The organism is Dichotomicrobium thermohalophilum (assembly GCF_003550175.1).
Classification (GTDB): domain Bacteria; phylum Pseudomonadota; class Alphaproteobacteria; order Rhizobiales; family Rhodomicrobiaceae; genus Dichotomicrobium; species Dichotomicrobium thermohalophilum.
On sequence record NZ_QXDF01000001.1, the window covers coordinates 23,688 to 37,320 of the forward strand.

Consider the following 13,633-nt stretch of genomic DNA (forward strand, 5'->3'; position numbering starts at 1 on the left):
CGTATTCTGGCAATCACCCTGGCCCTTGTCCTGATGCTTCCCGCCGCCGCTCAAGCGGTGGAGCCGGACGAGGTGCTCGACAACCCCAAGCTGGAGCAGCGTGCCCGCGAGATTTCCAAGGGTCTGCGCTGCGTCGTCTGCCAGAATGAGTCCATCGACGAGTCGAACGCGGATCTCGCCAAGGACCTTCGCATTCTCGTACGCCAACGGCTGAAGGCCGGCGACACCAATGAAGAGGTGGTGGATTACGTCGTTGCGCGCTACGGCGAATTTGTGCTTCTGGAACCCCGCTTTGCGCCGCACACTTATCTGCTCTGGCTGGCGCCGGCGCTTTTGCTGCTTTTCGGGATTATGCTGGCCTACAAGCTGTTCCGGGGGCGGGCCGCGCGGGTCGAGGCGAGCGCGCCCAAGCCTTTGAGCGAGGCCGAGCGCCAACGGCTCAACAACCTGCTCGCCGAAGGGTCGGACGACAGTACCGGCGCGCGATAACGCAGCTTTGACGGGCCGTGAAGCCGGCGCGCTTGCGTAATACGCGGCGCGGTGGGCATCCTCCTGGCGAATTCCGCGATCCGCAGCAGGAGACGACCGATGCCCGCCAACTCGCAGAAACTCACCTTCTCCGGCTCCCAGGGAACGCAACTCGCCGCCCGGCTCGACCTTCCTGCCGGCGAACCGCGCGCCTGCGCCCTGTTCGCGCACTGCTTCACCTGCTCAAAGGACATATTCGCCGCCGCGCGCATCGCCAGCGAACTGACCGACCGGGGCTTCGCCGTTTTCCGCTTCGACTTCACCGGCCTGGGCGCGAGCGAGGGGGAGTTCGCCAACACCAACTTCTCCTCCAACATGGCCGATCTCGTGCACGCCGCCAACTTCATGCGCGAGCAGCATGAAGCGCCGACCCTGCTGATCGGGCACAGCCTGGGCGGCGCGGCTGTGCTGGGCATTGCCGGCGAGATCCCCGAGGTCAAGGCAGTCGCGACGATCGGCGCGCCGGCCGATGCCGAGCACGTCGTCCAAAACTTCGGGGCGCATCTGGACACCATCGAACAGGAGGGTGTCGCCGAGGTGGCGCTTGCCGGGCGCAAGTTCACCATCAAGAAGCAGTTCCTCGACGACGTGAAGGGTCACACGCTGACGGACCGCATCGCGGCCATGAAGAAGGCTTTGCTGGTCTTCCATTCGCCGGTGGACAACACCGTGGGCATCGAAAACGCTGCGACCATCTTCGGCGCTGCCAAGCACCCCAAGAGCTTCATCTCGCTGGACAACGCCGACCATCTGCTCTCGCGCCGCGAAGACGCGGCTTATGTCGCGGAGGTGCTGAGCGGCTGGGCGTCTCGCTACCTGCGCGAGGCGGATGACGGCTACCGGCTCGCCTATCCCGGCAAGAAGGGCGTCGTCAGCGTCGGCGAGACCGGGCGGGGCAAGTTCCAGCAGGAGATCGTGTCAGAGCGCCACCGTCTGCTGGCGGACGAGCCGACGGCCTATGGCGGCCTCGACACGGGACCGTCGCCCTATGACCTGCTGAGCATGGCGCTGGGTGCTTGCACGTCCATGACGATCCGCATGTATGCCGACCGCAAGAAGCTCGATCTGGACCGGGTCCGCGTGGATGTGCGCCATGACAAGGTCCACGCCGAGGACTGCGATGCCTGCACCGATGAGCAAAAGGAAAAGGGCGGGCGGATCGACCGATTTGAACGCGAACTGTTTATCGACGGCGATCTCACCGCCGAGCAACGAGAAAGCCTGAAGCAGATCGCCGACCGCTGCCCCGTTCACCGCACGCTTGAGGCCTCATCGGTAATCGAGACGAAGCTGTCGGACGAGCGAAGCTAGCTGCTCAGTCGAACGGCTTGACCGCCCATTCGCGTACATTCTGGTGCTCGATCGCCGCGCCTGCCCCCTCGGTAATGAGCGTTGTGAGCAGCAGGCGGGTCGGCAGGCCGGTCATGGTCTCGCCGCGCAGGCTCTCATAGGCGCGGATGGCGCTGCGCGTTCCGCGCCCGAAAATCCCGTCAATCGGCCCGGTATACAGGTTCCGCGCCTGCAACTCCTTCTGCAGGTCGATCACCTCTCGCTCCGTGGAGATCATCGTCCGCGTCGCGAGGGGCCCGATCACCGGCGCAAAGGCCCGAACATTCACCGCCGTATTGGCGATGATGTCCGGCTTCTGCCGCCGCACGACATCACCCTGGCTTAGCAGCAGCCGGGTACGCGTGTACGTACCGACATTCAGCCCGACAACCACCGGTCCATCCGTTGTGTCCATCAGTATCGGCGAGCCCGACGATGCGCCGCCCGTATCGCAATCATGCAGCAGCAGGTCGTCCGCGCCGGAGAAATGCTGGCGGATATAGCGCCACTCGATACCCTTGAAGCTGCGCCGGATTTTGCAGCGGTCGCTGTAGGCGAGCTTCCAGTGCGTGTAGTCCCAGTGATAACTGAGCTGGAAGATGCGGCGCTCGCGGGACGCTTCGATGAGTTCGTCGGTCGCGCGCGGCGACACGTTCATCGTTCCAAACTTGCAGATGGGACGTTCCAGCTTGGCAAGCGCCCAGTCCTTCGGCGCGGAGAGCGGAGGCTCCTTGCCGAAACGGGTGGTGCCCACGGCGACGCTGTGCTTCGGCGTGCCAGCCATTCGCCCTGCAATTCCCGAGGAAAGCGACAGGTCGCGATACTCCAGCCGAAAACTCATGTCGAAGAGATTGGGCAGCCTGCCCTTGCGCGGCTGAAACAGGCAGTGCGAGGCGGTGGCGACGACGTTCGGCGCAACGCAAAAGGCAGAGCACAGCGTCTGCGTATCCGGCTCGTAGATCATCCCGATCTGGCCGGCCATGTGCGCATAGGACTGCGGAACGTCCCGCCGGGTATCCTCGCCGAACACCGCCGCGGCGGCGTTCCCCACACTCAGCATAACCCCAGCAGCAAGCACCCCGCTGGCCACACGCCTGGCCGCAGCCGGCACCTCTCGAACCACCGCAAAGGCCCGCCCAAGCATTTGCCTTCTTGTGTCCCCCGTTTCGCTTCGGCCTCGCCGACTGGCCGCAAAAAGGATGTTGTCACGGACCACCGCCGCCGGGCTGGCGCTCCATGAACAAAGTTTAACCTGCCGGAAAGTGACCAGTAATGGGCGTCCGCATATATCCGAGCTATCGAAATACGAAACCTGAGAGGAGAAGAGTAAGTCCAATGGCGGAAGAGTTCAACAAATCTGAACGCGCGAGAAAGAGCCCCTGGCGGCGCGCAGGCCTGGGAACAGCCGCCGTCGTGCTGGTGGGCGCCCTGGCTGGCACATCGGCCTGGCAGAGCGCTCCCGAAACGCCCCGGCTGACGACGCCGGCCAAGGCGCAGGAGATGCAGGGCCGCGTGCCCTACACTTTCGCCGATCTTGCGGAGCAGGTGCGCCCGGCGGTTGTCAGCATCGAGGTCAGCGGTCGTGGCACCCCACGGCGCGGTCCGGGCCGCGGACGGGGCCGGGATGGTGACGAGGATTTCTTCGGTCTGCCGGAGGACCACCCGTTGCGCGAGTTCTTCGAACGTTTCGGCGAGCGGATGCCGCAACGTCCACGTCCGTCCCGTTCGGCCGGTTCGGGGTTCCTGATTTCGGCTGACGGTTTCGTGGTCACGAACAACCACGTGGTCGAGAACGCCGAGCGCATCGAAGTGACGATGGGCGAGGAACAGCAAACCTATGACGCTCGCCTGATCGGCTCGGACGCGCGCACGGACATCGCCCTGCTCAAGATCGAGGGCAACGGCAACTTCCCCTATCTCGAATTTACAGACACGCCCGCGCGCGTGGGTGACTGGGTGCTGGCCGTCGGCAACCCGTTCGGCCTCGGTGGCTCGGTTTCGGCCGGTATCGTCTCCGCGCGCGGCCGCGACATCGGCTCCAGCCCCTACGACTATCTCCAGGTCGACGCGGCCATCAACAAGGGCAACTCCGGCGGTCCGTCGGTCAATCTGGAAGGCAAGGTCGTCGGCGTGAACACCGCGATCTTCTCGCCCTCGGGCGGCAATGTCGGCATCGCCTTCTCGATCCCGGCGGGCCTGGTCCAGCAGATCGTTCAGGACCTGCAGGACGACGGCACGGTCGACCGGGGCTGGCTCGGCGTGACCATTCAGGACGTGGACAAGGACCTCGCCGAAGGCCTGGGCATGAACCCGAACGATCCGCATGGCGCGCTTGTGACCAACATCCTCGATGACGGCCCCGCCGCCGACTCCGAGGTGCAGGTCGGCGATGCGATCATCGAAGTGCAGGGCAAGCGTGTCGAGGATTCCCGCGATCTGGCCCGCAAGATTGCCGAGATCGAGCCCGGCACGCCGACGGAGCTCACGGTCATGCGCGATGGCCGCGAGCAATCCGTCTCGGTGGAGCTTGGCCAGTTCCCGACCTCCGATCGCATGGCGGCACTGCAGCCGAGTGAACCGTCCGAGATGCGGATGGAAGACCTGGGCATCACCCTGGCCCCACCCGAAGGTCCGCGCGGCGAGCAGGGTGTGCGCATCGAAGATGTGGAGCCCGGATCGGTCGCGGCGGAGAAGGGCCTGCGCGCCGGTGACGTGATCGACGAGGTCGGCGGCGAGCCGGTCTACAGCCCGCGCGATGTGCGCCAGAGCATGCGCCAGATGCGCGGCGACCAGAGCGAAGTCGTAGTGCTGCAGATCCGTCGAGGTGACCAGCGCCGCTTCGTCGCCCTGCCGCTTGACCAGGGGTAAGTGATTGCCGCAACTGGCATTCCCGGCCCGGCCGTCCTATGATGGCCGGGCCATGCATTTGAGGATCAACGCCCATTCCGCGGTTTTGACACGGCCATGCGCATCCTGATCATCGAAGATGACGAGACGGCCGCCGGCTATCTGATCCGCGCGCTCAAGGAGGCCGGCCATGTCTGCGACCTCTATGGCGACGGCGCGGACGGGCTTGAGGCAGCGCGCTCGGACGATTTCGACGTGATGATCATCGACCGGATGCTGCCGGGCCGCGATGGCATCAGCATCATAGAGACGCTGCGGCGCGAAGGCGTGAAGACGCCTGTCCTCGTTCTCAGCGCGCTGGGCGGTGTCGATGACCGGGTGACGGGCCTGCGTGCAGGCGGCGACGATTACCTGACCAAGCCCTATGCGATGTCGGAGCTGCTGGCCCGTGTGGAGGCGCTGGCGCGGCGTCCGGCGCCGGAGGAAGCGGAAACGCGCTATGTCGTGGGCGACCTCGTGCTTGACCGGCTGGCCCACAAGGTCACGCGTGGCGGCGAACCCATCGTGCTGCAGCCGCGCGAATACCGGCTGCTGGAATATCTCATGAAACATGCCGGGCAAGTTGTCACGCGGACAATGTTGCTCGAAAATGTCTGGGACTATCACTTCGATCCGCAGACGAATGTCATTGATGTCCACATTTCGCGGCTCCGCGCCAAGATTGACAAGGGCTTTGACCGCCCGCTCCTTCACACCGTTCGGGGCGCGGGATACATGGTCGGCGAAACCGGGCCCTAACATCTTTCGCAGCACCGCCTTCCGCCTGTCGCTCCTCTACGCGGCGCTGTTCGCGGCGGCAGCCGCGCTGGCGATGGGCTATGTCTATTGGCAAACCAGCGTTTTTTACGCGCGCCAACTCGACAACACCATCCAGGCAGAAATCCGCGGCCTGGCCGAGCAGTACCGCCTGGGCGGTCTCCCGCGCCTCAATCAGGTCGTGGCGCAGCGCAGTGCCGCGGCTGGCGGCGGCCTTTACCTCATCGCGGATGCGGACGGCGAGCGCGTTTCGGGAAATCTGGCCGCGCCGTCCGCCGCACTGCTGGAGAAGCGCGGACGCGTCCAGTTTCCCTATCGCGCGCCTGCGCCGGGCGGAACGGAGACCCGGCTGGCCATTGGCCAGGTATTCCAGCTTTCGGGAGGCTACAGGCTCGTCGTGGGCCGAGACATCGAGGACCGGCGCAAGCTGGAGGACATCTTCACATCTGCCTTCATCTGGGGCGTCGGATTCATCGCGCTGATTGGCGTGCTGGGCGGGCTTCTGGTCAGCCGCGTCCTGCTGCGCCGGATCGGCGCGATCACCGACACCAGCCAGAGGATCATGCATGGCGACCTGTCACAGCGCCTTCCACTCGCGGGCACTGGCGACGAGCTGGACCGGCTGGCGGGCAGCCTCAACAGCATGCTCGATCGGATCGAGCAGCTCATCAGCGGGCTGCGCGAAGTGTCCGACAACATCGCCCATGATCTCAAGACTCCGCTCACGCGGATGCGCAACCGCATCGACACGGCGCTGCGCGACGCACCGGACTCGGAAACCTACCGCGAGACGCTGATCCAGACCATCGAGGAAGCCGACGAGCTGATCCGCACCTTCAACGCGCTTCTCAGCATCGCGCGGCTGGAGGCGGGCGCGCAGGTCGAGGACTTCGAGACCTTCGATCTTGCTGCGCTGGCGGCGGATGCCGTGGAGCTTTACGAGCCGGTCGCCGAAGGCGAAGACATCACCGTCTCGCTGAATGCGCCGCAGCCGGCCCAGGTCAACGCGAACCGGCAACTGCTGGCGCAGGCCACGGCCAATCTCATTGACAATGCGATCAAATATGCGCGCCCCGACTCCGGGGAAGGCGCGATAACTGTGGGCGTCGAACCGGCCGGGTCGCATGTGCGCCTGATCGTCGCCGACAATGGCCCCGGCATCCCTGAAGATCAGCGCGAGCGCGCCCTCAAACGCTTCGCCCGGCTGGAGACCAGCCGATCGCGTCCGGGCAGCGGCCTGGGCTTGAGCCTCGTCGCGGCAGTTGCCCGACTGCATGGCGGCAGCATTGCGCTAGAGGACAACCGGCCCGGCCTGCGCGTTGTCGTCACGTTGCCCGCCACGCAGACCCACTCAGGAAAGGCGCGCGCATGACGGATACCGCACTTGCCGACCAGATCGCTGCGACGCCCATCATAGCCGATGAACAGGCCGCCGCTAACTTTGTCCGCGATGTCACAGCGCGCGCTTCCGAAGCCGGGCTGACCGATCTCGCCGCACGGCTCGAAACCGGCGGGCAGGCGGTCGATTTGCTGCGGAGCATCGGCGCCGACTCGCCCTACCTGTCGGGCTTATGCCTGCGCGACCCGGAGGCGCTTTGGCTGACCCTGTCGCAGTCGCCAGATGCGCGGCTCGAACAGATCAATACCGCACTGGCCGCGGCGATGGATACCGACGAGCAGAAGGCCGCGATGCACGCGCTGCGCCAGGCCAAGAACCGCTATGCACTGTGCGTTGCGCTGGCCGACCTGGGCGGGGTGTTCGATCTCGACCGGATGATGGCGGCATGGTCGCAGGCGGCCGATACGCTCCTGCAGCACGCTGTCCGCTTCTGCTTACGGCGCAGCGCGGCGCGCGGCAAGTTCCAGCCCGCCGACCCGAACGCGCCGGAGCAAGACAGCGGCTACATTGTGCTCGGCATGGGCAAGTACGGCGCGCGAGAGCTGAACTATTCTAGCGACATCGACCTGATCGTCTTTTACGACCCGGAGCGCGCGCCGATCGCGGAGTCCGAGGAGGCGGGCCCCTTCTTCGTCCGGTTGACACGCGAACTGGTCCACCTGCTGAGCGAGCGTGACGTCGAAGGCTACGTGTTCCGCACGGATCTGCGGCTGCGCCCCGACCCTTCCTCGACGCAGGTTGCGCTGTCGGTCGATGCGGGCCTCCAATATTACGAGAGCCACGGCCAGAACTGGGAGCGCGCGGCCTTCATCAAGGCGCGGCCGGTGGCAGGGGACATCCCAGCCGGCGAGCAATTCCTGGAGGAGTTGGCCCCGTTCGTCTGGCGCAAATATCTCGACTTCGCCACCATCGCCGATGTCCACGCCATGAAGCGCCAGATTCATGCCGTGCGCGGCCACGGCAAGATCGCGCTACACGGCCACAATCTCAAGCTGGGGCGCGGCGGCATCCGCGAGATCGAATTCTTCGTGCAGACGCAGCAGCTTATCGCCGGGGGGCGCCAGCCGGAGCTGCGCTGCCGCGGCACGCTGGAGGGGCTGCGCGCGCTGCTGGCCCGCGACTGGATTTCGGAGCAGGCGGCAGAGGAATTGGCGGAGGCATATCGCTTCCTTCGCCGGATCGAGCATCGGCTGCAGATGATCGCCGACGAGCAAACCCACGCCCTGCCGCGCGATGAGGACCAGCTTGCGCGCGTGGTGAACTTCGCGGGATATCGCACGATCCCCGATTTCTCCAGTGATCTCAGCAAGCATCTGAGCAACGTTGAAGGACACTACGCCGCGCTGTTCGAGGATGTGCCGGAGCTGACCTCCGGGCGGGCCTCCGGGAATCTCGTCTTCACCGGCGATAGCGATGACCCGGACACGCTGCGCACACTGGAGCGCATGGGTTTCCAGAACCCCTCAGCGGTGACGTCGATCGTCCGCGGCTGGCACTACGGCCATCACCGCGCCACGCGCACGCCCGCGGCCCGCGCGAGGCTGACGGAATTTCTGCCTGCGCTGCTGGAATCGCTCGCCGAGACCGCGCAGCCGGACTTCGCGCTGGCCTCCTTCGACAAGTTTCTCGCCGAGTTGCCCGCGGGCGTGCAGCTTTTCGCCATGCTTCGCAACAACCCGGCGCTATTGAAGCTGATCGCCGACATCATGGGCTCCGCGCCCCGGCTCGCCCGCGTGCTGAGCCAGCGCCGCCGTGTGATCGACGCGGTGCTCGACCCGGGCTACATGGGTGAACTGCCGGAACCTGACGACCTGCGGCGGATGGTGGCCGAGGAGCTTGGCGAAGCGCAAGATTATCAGGACGCACTCGACCGTGCCCGGGTGCTGGGTCAGGAACAGCAGTTTCTGATTGGCCTCGGCCTGCTCTCCGGCTCCGTGGACAGCGACCGTGCCGCCAAGGCCTACAGCGACCTCGCCGCCATCCTTGTCGATGCGCTCAAGGAGCAGGTCGAGATCGAGATGGAAAACGCGCATGGGCGGATGCCCGATGGCCAGTGCGCCGTGCTCGCGATGGGAAAGCTCGGCAGTGGGGAGATGACGGCGTCGTCAGATCTCGACCTCATCATCGTCTATGACCATGCGCCGGATGCGAAGCAGTCCGATGGGCCGAAGCCGCTTTCGCCACAGCAATATTATGCCCGCCTAACCCAGCGCCTGATCGCCGCGCTCTCCGCGCCGACCGCTCAGGGCGCGCTGTACGATGTCGACATGCGCCTGCGTCCCTCCGGTCATGCGGGGCCGGTCGCCGTGAGCCTCGACAGCTTCATCGACTACCAGAGCCACAAGGCCTGGACGTGGGAGCACATGGCGCTCACGCGCGCCCGCGTCATCAGTGGCGGCGCGGATCTGCGCCAGCGCATCGAGGACACGATCCGGCAGGTTCTCACGCAGGAGCGCGACCCGGACAAGGTGCTCGACGATATGCGCGACATGCGCCAGCGTATAGCTCGTGACAAGGGCAGCGCCGGTATCTGGGACATCAAGATGGAGCGCGGCGGGCTGCTCGATATCGAGTTCATCGCGCAGTACAAGCAACTCGTCCACGCCCATGCCGCGCCGGACATCCTGCGGCGGAACACCGTCGCCGTGCTGCGCGCGCTGGCCAGTCACGACTTCCTTGCCAGGCCGGATGCTGACACCCTGTCGCGGGCCGCAGCGCTCTATCACGATCTGACGCAAGTGATCCGTCTTTGCGTCGAGGAATCGTTTGACCCGTCCACCGCGCCCGAGGGGCTGAAGGGCGTCATCGCGCGCGCGGGCGGCGAGACCGATTTCGACCGGGTGGAGGCCAAGCTGATCGAAACCGAGCGCGAGGTGGCGATCATTTTCGACCGCATCACGGCGAGCGGCTGATGACATCTACGCACTGAGTTGCAGAATCCATGGCATACACTTGTGGATTGCTATGACCGCTTGAGCGTTCAAGCTGTGTTGACTGCTGGTCAAACACCGCATCGTTTTGATATAAGCAATTATCAATCTCGGCGGCGGCGATGCTGCCCCGGTCTGCTCATCTTGCCACGCAACGCGGATCGCCAACCTATGCACATCGCCTGTCACCGCCGGAGACACGCTGGCGGAGTGATGCGAACATGAAGGCGCGATCTCCCGGTGTCAGACGCCGGGTCTGGATCATCGGGTTTGTTTCCCTGGCCGTCATCGCGGGTGTGGCTGTCCTGAGCGCACGTGCCGCGATCGAGGCCGAGATCCAGTCCCGAGCGGCCGAAAAACTGGTCGAAGCAGGCTATTCCTGGCTCGACGTAGCGGTCACCGGGCGTGACGTGGTCCTGAAGGGGGCGGTGTTCTCCGAGCATGACAAGGACCGGGTCGAGGCGGCACTGCGCGAGGTGTGGGGCGTCGGCAATGTCGAGAGCCAGCTTCAGGTGGCGGTGCGCGAAGAGCCGTACACGATCTCCATGACACGCTCGGACGATGAACTGAAGCTCCGTGGCAGCGTCCCGAACGAGGAAGCGCGCAAAACCATCATCGGGCTGGCGAACGCCAATTTCCCGGGCCTGGATATCTCCACGAAACTCAAGATCGACCCGAACATGGCCGAGACGGAGCGGTGGTTGACCGGCGTGGGCTTCGCCCTGAGCCAGCTCAAGCATGTTTCCTCCGGGCGCTCGGTGCTCGCGGACACGGACCTGTCCTTCGAGGGGCGCGCTGCAAAGCCCGGCGCTTATGAGGCGCTTATAACCGCATTCGAGGAAGAAACCCCGCAGAGCATCTCCGTGAGGCAAATGCGCGTCCAGCCGCCCAAGGCCGAGCCGTTCACCTGGACGGTCCAACTGGAGGGGGACCGGGTGATCCTTGCCGGCTACGTGCCCAATGATGATGCGAAGATCTGGATGACCAGCCTGGCGGAGCGGCTTTTCCCGAACGCCGACATTGTTGATCAAACCTTCATCGCAAAAGGGGAGCCGGACGACTGGTGGGACGCGGCAGAATTGGCCGTGCAGGCACTGAACCATCTTCGTAGCGGATCGGTGACGTTAGGGCCGTCTGAGGTCACGGTCGAAGGCGTGGCGAAGAGCCTTGACGCCCAGCGCGCGATTTCCGCCCTCAAGGACGCCTGGCCGTCCGGTTTCGATTTCAAGGCATCAGTGCGGCTATCGCAGCAAGGACCCGCCGAAAGGCCGCGGCGGAAGGCAAGCACCGCACACACTTGGCCTGTTCAGCTTTGATCTTGATCCGGTGGGCGGCGATGGGGGGCTGGCGGACTTTCAATGAGCGCGTGATAGCTGCGCAAGGGCCTTATGTTTGCCGGCCGTGTGGCGCGAGCGTCACGTCCGCCTTGCCAAATGCCTTAACGATTTGCCAACACATGGATTATGCGTAAAACGGAGCCCTCGCCGGCTTCAAAGCCGGCGCGCTTCGCGTTCGCCAGAAGGATGACATGAAATGGCATACCTAATCGCTCAACTGTGGCCGTTCCTCCTGCTTGCCCTTTTGGTCGGAATAGCCGTTGGCTGGTATTCAGTGGAAACGTGACAGGCTAACCAGAAGCTGAGACAGGGCACCGCTCCCGGGACAAAGGTCAATGACGGAATTCGAATTCCAGATCATCGCTCTCATCCTTGTCGCCTTCATCATCGGCGTGGTGATCGGCTATTTCCTGCGCACGCGTGTGTTCCCGCAAGTGGCCGAGGCGGACACGGGGGAGGGGATTACGCTTGAAAGCCGTCAGGAACGGCCAGCCCACGCCCTGCTGCGCGGGGGCAGCGCCACAAAATCAAAAAGCGCGGCGAAAACTGCTTCAACGAGCACGGGGAAGAAGCCGGCCGAGAAAGCCGCGCCGAAGCGCAAAGAAAAGCCTGCGCCCGCAGCCGAAAAGACAAGCTCCACTCGCGACAACCTGCAGGAGATCAAGGGTATCGGCGCTGTGCTCGAAAAGAAGCTCAACGCCATGGGTATCGAGCGGTTCGAGCAGATCGCAAACTGGACAGACAGCGACATCGCTGATGTCGACGATCAGCTCAACTTCCGGGGGCGCATCCAGCGGGAGAAATGGGTCGAACAGGCCCAGGAACTGGCCAAAAGGTCCAAGGACAGCTAGCGCCGGCGCAAGCACATCGCGCCAAGCCGGACGCGACGCAGCGTCGCGGAACGGCACATTTCCCCGAATGCGCTTAGCTTGCTGCAATGTTTTTTCCGCGACGGGGTAGAAAACGACCTGCCGAGTAAGTTATTTCTTGGCGCGAACCGCCGCTTGCAGGCACGAGACCGATCACCGCGTCGACGACACATCGACCTTGAAAAATCCTCCCCAAAAACTCGGACGCAAGTGCGCCCCGGCTCGTCGGCGCGCTGCCGCAAGCCGCATCCGACCACGACGTCCAGGAGGTCTTCATGGCCATCGCAGAACAAATTCCGCGTGAGAAGCAGGACCGCGCCGCCCGCCAGGCTCATCTCAAGCAACGTCTCGCCGAAACCCGCGAACTCTCCACTCGCCTCGCCGGGCCGCTGTCCGATGAGGATCAGACCCCGCAGTCAATGGAAGACGCCAGCCCGACCAAATGGCACCTGGCGCACACGACGTGGTTCTTCGAGGAGCTGGTGCTTAAGGCGCACGCCGCGGGATACCGGGAATACGACCCGCGCTTCGCGTACTGCTTCAATTCTTACTACGAAACCCTCGGCGAGCGGCACCCGCGCCCGCGCCGCGGAATGCTGACGCGCCCCACCTGCGCCGAGGTTCGCGCCTATCGGGCCTACGTCGACGACGCGATTATGCGGATGTTTGAGGTCGATGAACTCTCGGACGAAGCGCTCGACCTGATCGAACTCGGCATCAATCACGAACAACAACATCAGGAACTGCTACTGACCGACATCCTCAGCCTGTTTGCGGTGCAACCGCTACGACCCGCCTACCGCGCCGAGACGGAGACCACGCAGGGCGAGACGCCACCGCTGGAATGGCTGAGTTTTGACGGCGGCATCTTCGAGGTCGGGCACAAGGGCGACAGCTTCGCCTACGACAATGAGGGGCCGCGCCATGAACAGCTCATCCGCCCGTTCAAGCTGGCCCATCGCCCCGTCACGAACGGTGAGTGGCTCGAATTCATGGCAGATGGCGGCTACGAGACCGCGACACTCTGGCTGTCTGACGGCTGGGCAACGGTAAACGCGGAGGGCTGGTGCGCGCCCTGCTATTGGGAAAAGCGCGATGGCGTCTGGCATCAGATGGGCCTCGGCGGTCTCGTACCCGTCGATCCGGCTCGCCCGGTCTGCCACATCAGCTATTACGAAGCCCAGGCCTTCGCGTTGTGGGCTGGCAAGCGCCTGCCCACCGAGTTCGAGTGGGAGATCGCCAGCCGTGACCTGCCCGAGCAGGGCAATACGATTGGCGCGGGGCTTCTCCGACCCGCCCCGACCCGCGCACCGGACGGCACCCTCCAGCAAATGTTCGGCGATGTGTGGGAGTGGACCTCCAGCGCCTACAGCGCCTATCCCGGCTTCAGCACCGCGCCGGGCGCCGTGGGCGAATACAACGGCAAGTTCATGTGCGGTCAGTACGTGCTGCGCGGCGGCTCGCTCGCCACGCCGGACGGGCATGTGCGGCGGACCTACCGCAACTTCTTCTATCCGCACCAGCGCTGGCAGTTCATGGGCCTGCGCCTCGCCTCGGACGCGTAAGACCCAACGGGGG

Annotated in this window: 10 protein-coding genes; 9 read left to right on the plus strand and 1 reads right to left on the minus strand. The window is 64.7% G+C overall.

Annotated features, from left to right (window positions below; all coding sequences use genetic code 11):
- Positions 1-3 precede the first annotated feature (3 nt).
- Positions 4-489, plus strand: a complete 486-nt coding sequence (locus tag BXY53_RS00100; RefSeq protein WP_245410409.1) for a cytochrome c-type biogenesis protein — start codon at positions 4-6, stop codon at positions 487-489.
- Between the two features lie 99 nt (positions 490-588).
- Entirely contained in the window at positions 589-1,839 is a 1,251-nt protein-coding gene (locus tag BXY53_RS00105; RefSeq protein ID WP_119059938.1) for a bifunctional alpha/beta hydrolase/OsmC family protein, read from the plus strand.
- Positions 1,840-1,843: 4 nt separating this feature from the next.
- On the opposite strand, the gene BXY53_RS00110 is transcribed toward BXY53_RS00105, so the two are convergent.
- Positions 1,844-2,908, minus strand: coding sequence for a peptidoglycan-binding domain-containing protein (locus BXY53_RS00110; protein WP_170144267.1), 1,065 nt, complete (start codon positions 2,906-2,908; stop codon positions 1,844-1,846).
- A gap of 284 nt (positions 2,909-3,192) precedes the next feature.
- Between BXY53_RS00110 and BXY53_RS00115 the strand changes: the two genes are divergently transcribed.
- The 7 genes from BXY53_RS00115 (at position 3,193) to egtB (ending at position 13,620) form a co-directional block, all read left to right on the plus strand.
- The gene (locus tag BXY53_RS00115; protein WP_245410302.1) at positions 3,193-4,725 is read left to right on the plus strand and encodes a Do family serine endopeptidase; all 1,533 of its coding nucleotides are present in this window, start codon (positions 3,193-3,195) and stop codon (positions 4,723-4,725) included.
- Positions 4,726-4,821: 96 nt separating this feature from the next.
- Positions 4,822-5,502, plus strand: coding sequence for a response regulator transcription factor (locus BXY53_RS00120; protein ID WP_119059941.1), 681 nt, complete (start codon positions 4,822-4,824; stop codon positions 5,500-5,502).
- On the plus strand, positions 5,438-6,892 hold the full coding sequence (locus BXY53_RS00125; protein WP_245410303.1) for a HAMP domain-containing sensor histidine kinase: 1,455 nt from the start codon (positions 5,438-5,440) through the stop codon (positions 6,890-6,892). Before BXY53_RS00120 ends, BXY53_RS00125 begins: the two co-directional genes overlap by 65 nt.
- On the plus strand, positions 6,889-9,831 hold the full coding sequence (locus BXY53_RS00130) for a bifunctional [glutamine synthetase] adenylyltransferase/[glutamine synthetase]-adenylyl-L-tyrosine phosphorylase (RefSeq protein WP_119059943.1): 2,943 nt from the start codon (positions 6,889-6,891) through the stop codon (positions 9,829-9,831). Before BXY53_RS00125 ends, BXY53_RS00130 begins: the two co-directional genes overlap by 4 nt.
- 239 nt (positions 9,832-10,070) lie before the next feature.
- Complete coding sequence (locus tag BXY53_RS00135) at positions 10,071-11,165, plus strand: BON domain-containing protein (RefSeq protein ID WP_170144268.1); 1,095 nt, start codon at positions 10,071-10,073, stop codon at positions 11,163-11,165.
- A 356-nt stretch (positions 11,166-11,521) separates the two neighbouring features.
- Positions 11,522-12,037, plus strand: coding sequence for a hypothetical protein (locus tag BXY53_RS00140; protein ID WP_119059945.1), 516 nt, complete (start codon positions 11,522-11,524; stop codon positions 12,035-12,037).
- A 293-nt stretch (positions 12,038-12,330) separates the two neighbouring features.
- Positions 12,331-13,620: an ergothioneine biosynthesis protein EgtB gene (gene egtB / locus BXY53_RS00145; RefSeq protein WP_119059946.1), complete on the plus strand. Its 1,290-nt coding sequence runs from the start codon at positions 12,331-12,333 to the stop codon at positions 13,618-13,620.
- Positions 13,621-13,633: the final 13 nt, after the last annotated feature.

Bases quoted from the DNA above. Each gene is read 5' to 3' on its own strand.
- BXY53_RS00135 (WP_170144268.1), top strand. From the start codon at position 10,071: ATGAAGGCGCGATCTCCCGGTGTCAGACGCCGGGTCTGGATCATCGGG.
- BXY53_RS00140 (WP_119059945.1), top strand. From the start codon at position 11,522: ATGACGGAATTCGAATTCCAGATCATCGCTCTCATCCTTGTCGCCTTC.
- BXY53_RS00130 (WP_119059943.1), top strand. From the start codon at position 6,889: ATGACGGATACCGCACTTGCCGACCAGATCGCTGCGACGCCCATCATA.
- BXY53_RS00120 (WP_119059941.1), top strand. From the start codon at position 4,822: ATGCGCATCCTGATCATCGAAGATGACGAGACGGCCGCCGGCTATCTG.
- BXY53_RS00105 (WP_119059938.1), top strand. From the start codon at position 589: ATGCCCGCCAACTCGCAGAAACTCACCTTCTCCGGCTCCCAGGGAACG.
- egtB (WP_119059946.1), top strand. From the start codon at position 12,331: ATGGCCATCGCAGAACAAATTCCGCGTGAGAAGCAGGACCGCGCCGCC.
- BXY53_RS00115 (WP_245410302.1), top strand. From the start codon at position 3,193: ATGGCGGAAGAGTTCAACAAATCTGAACGCGCGAGAAAGAGCCCCTGG.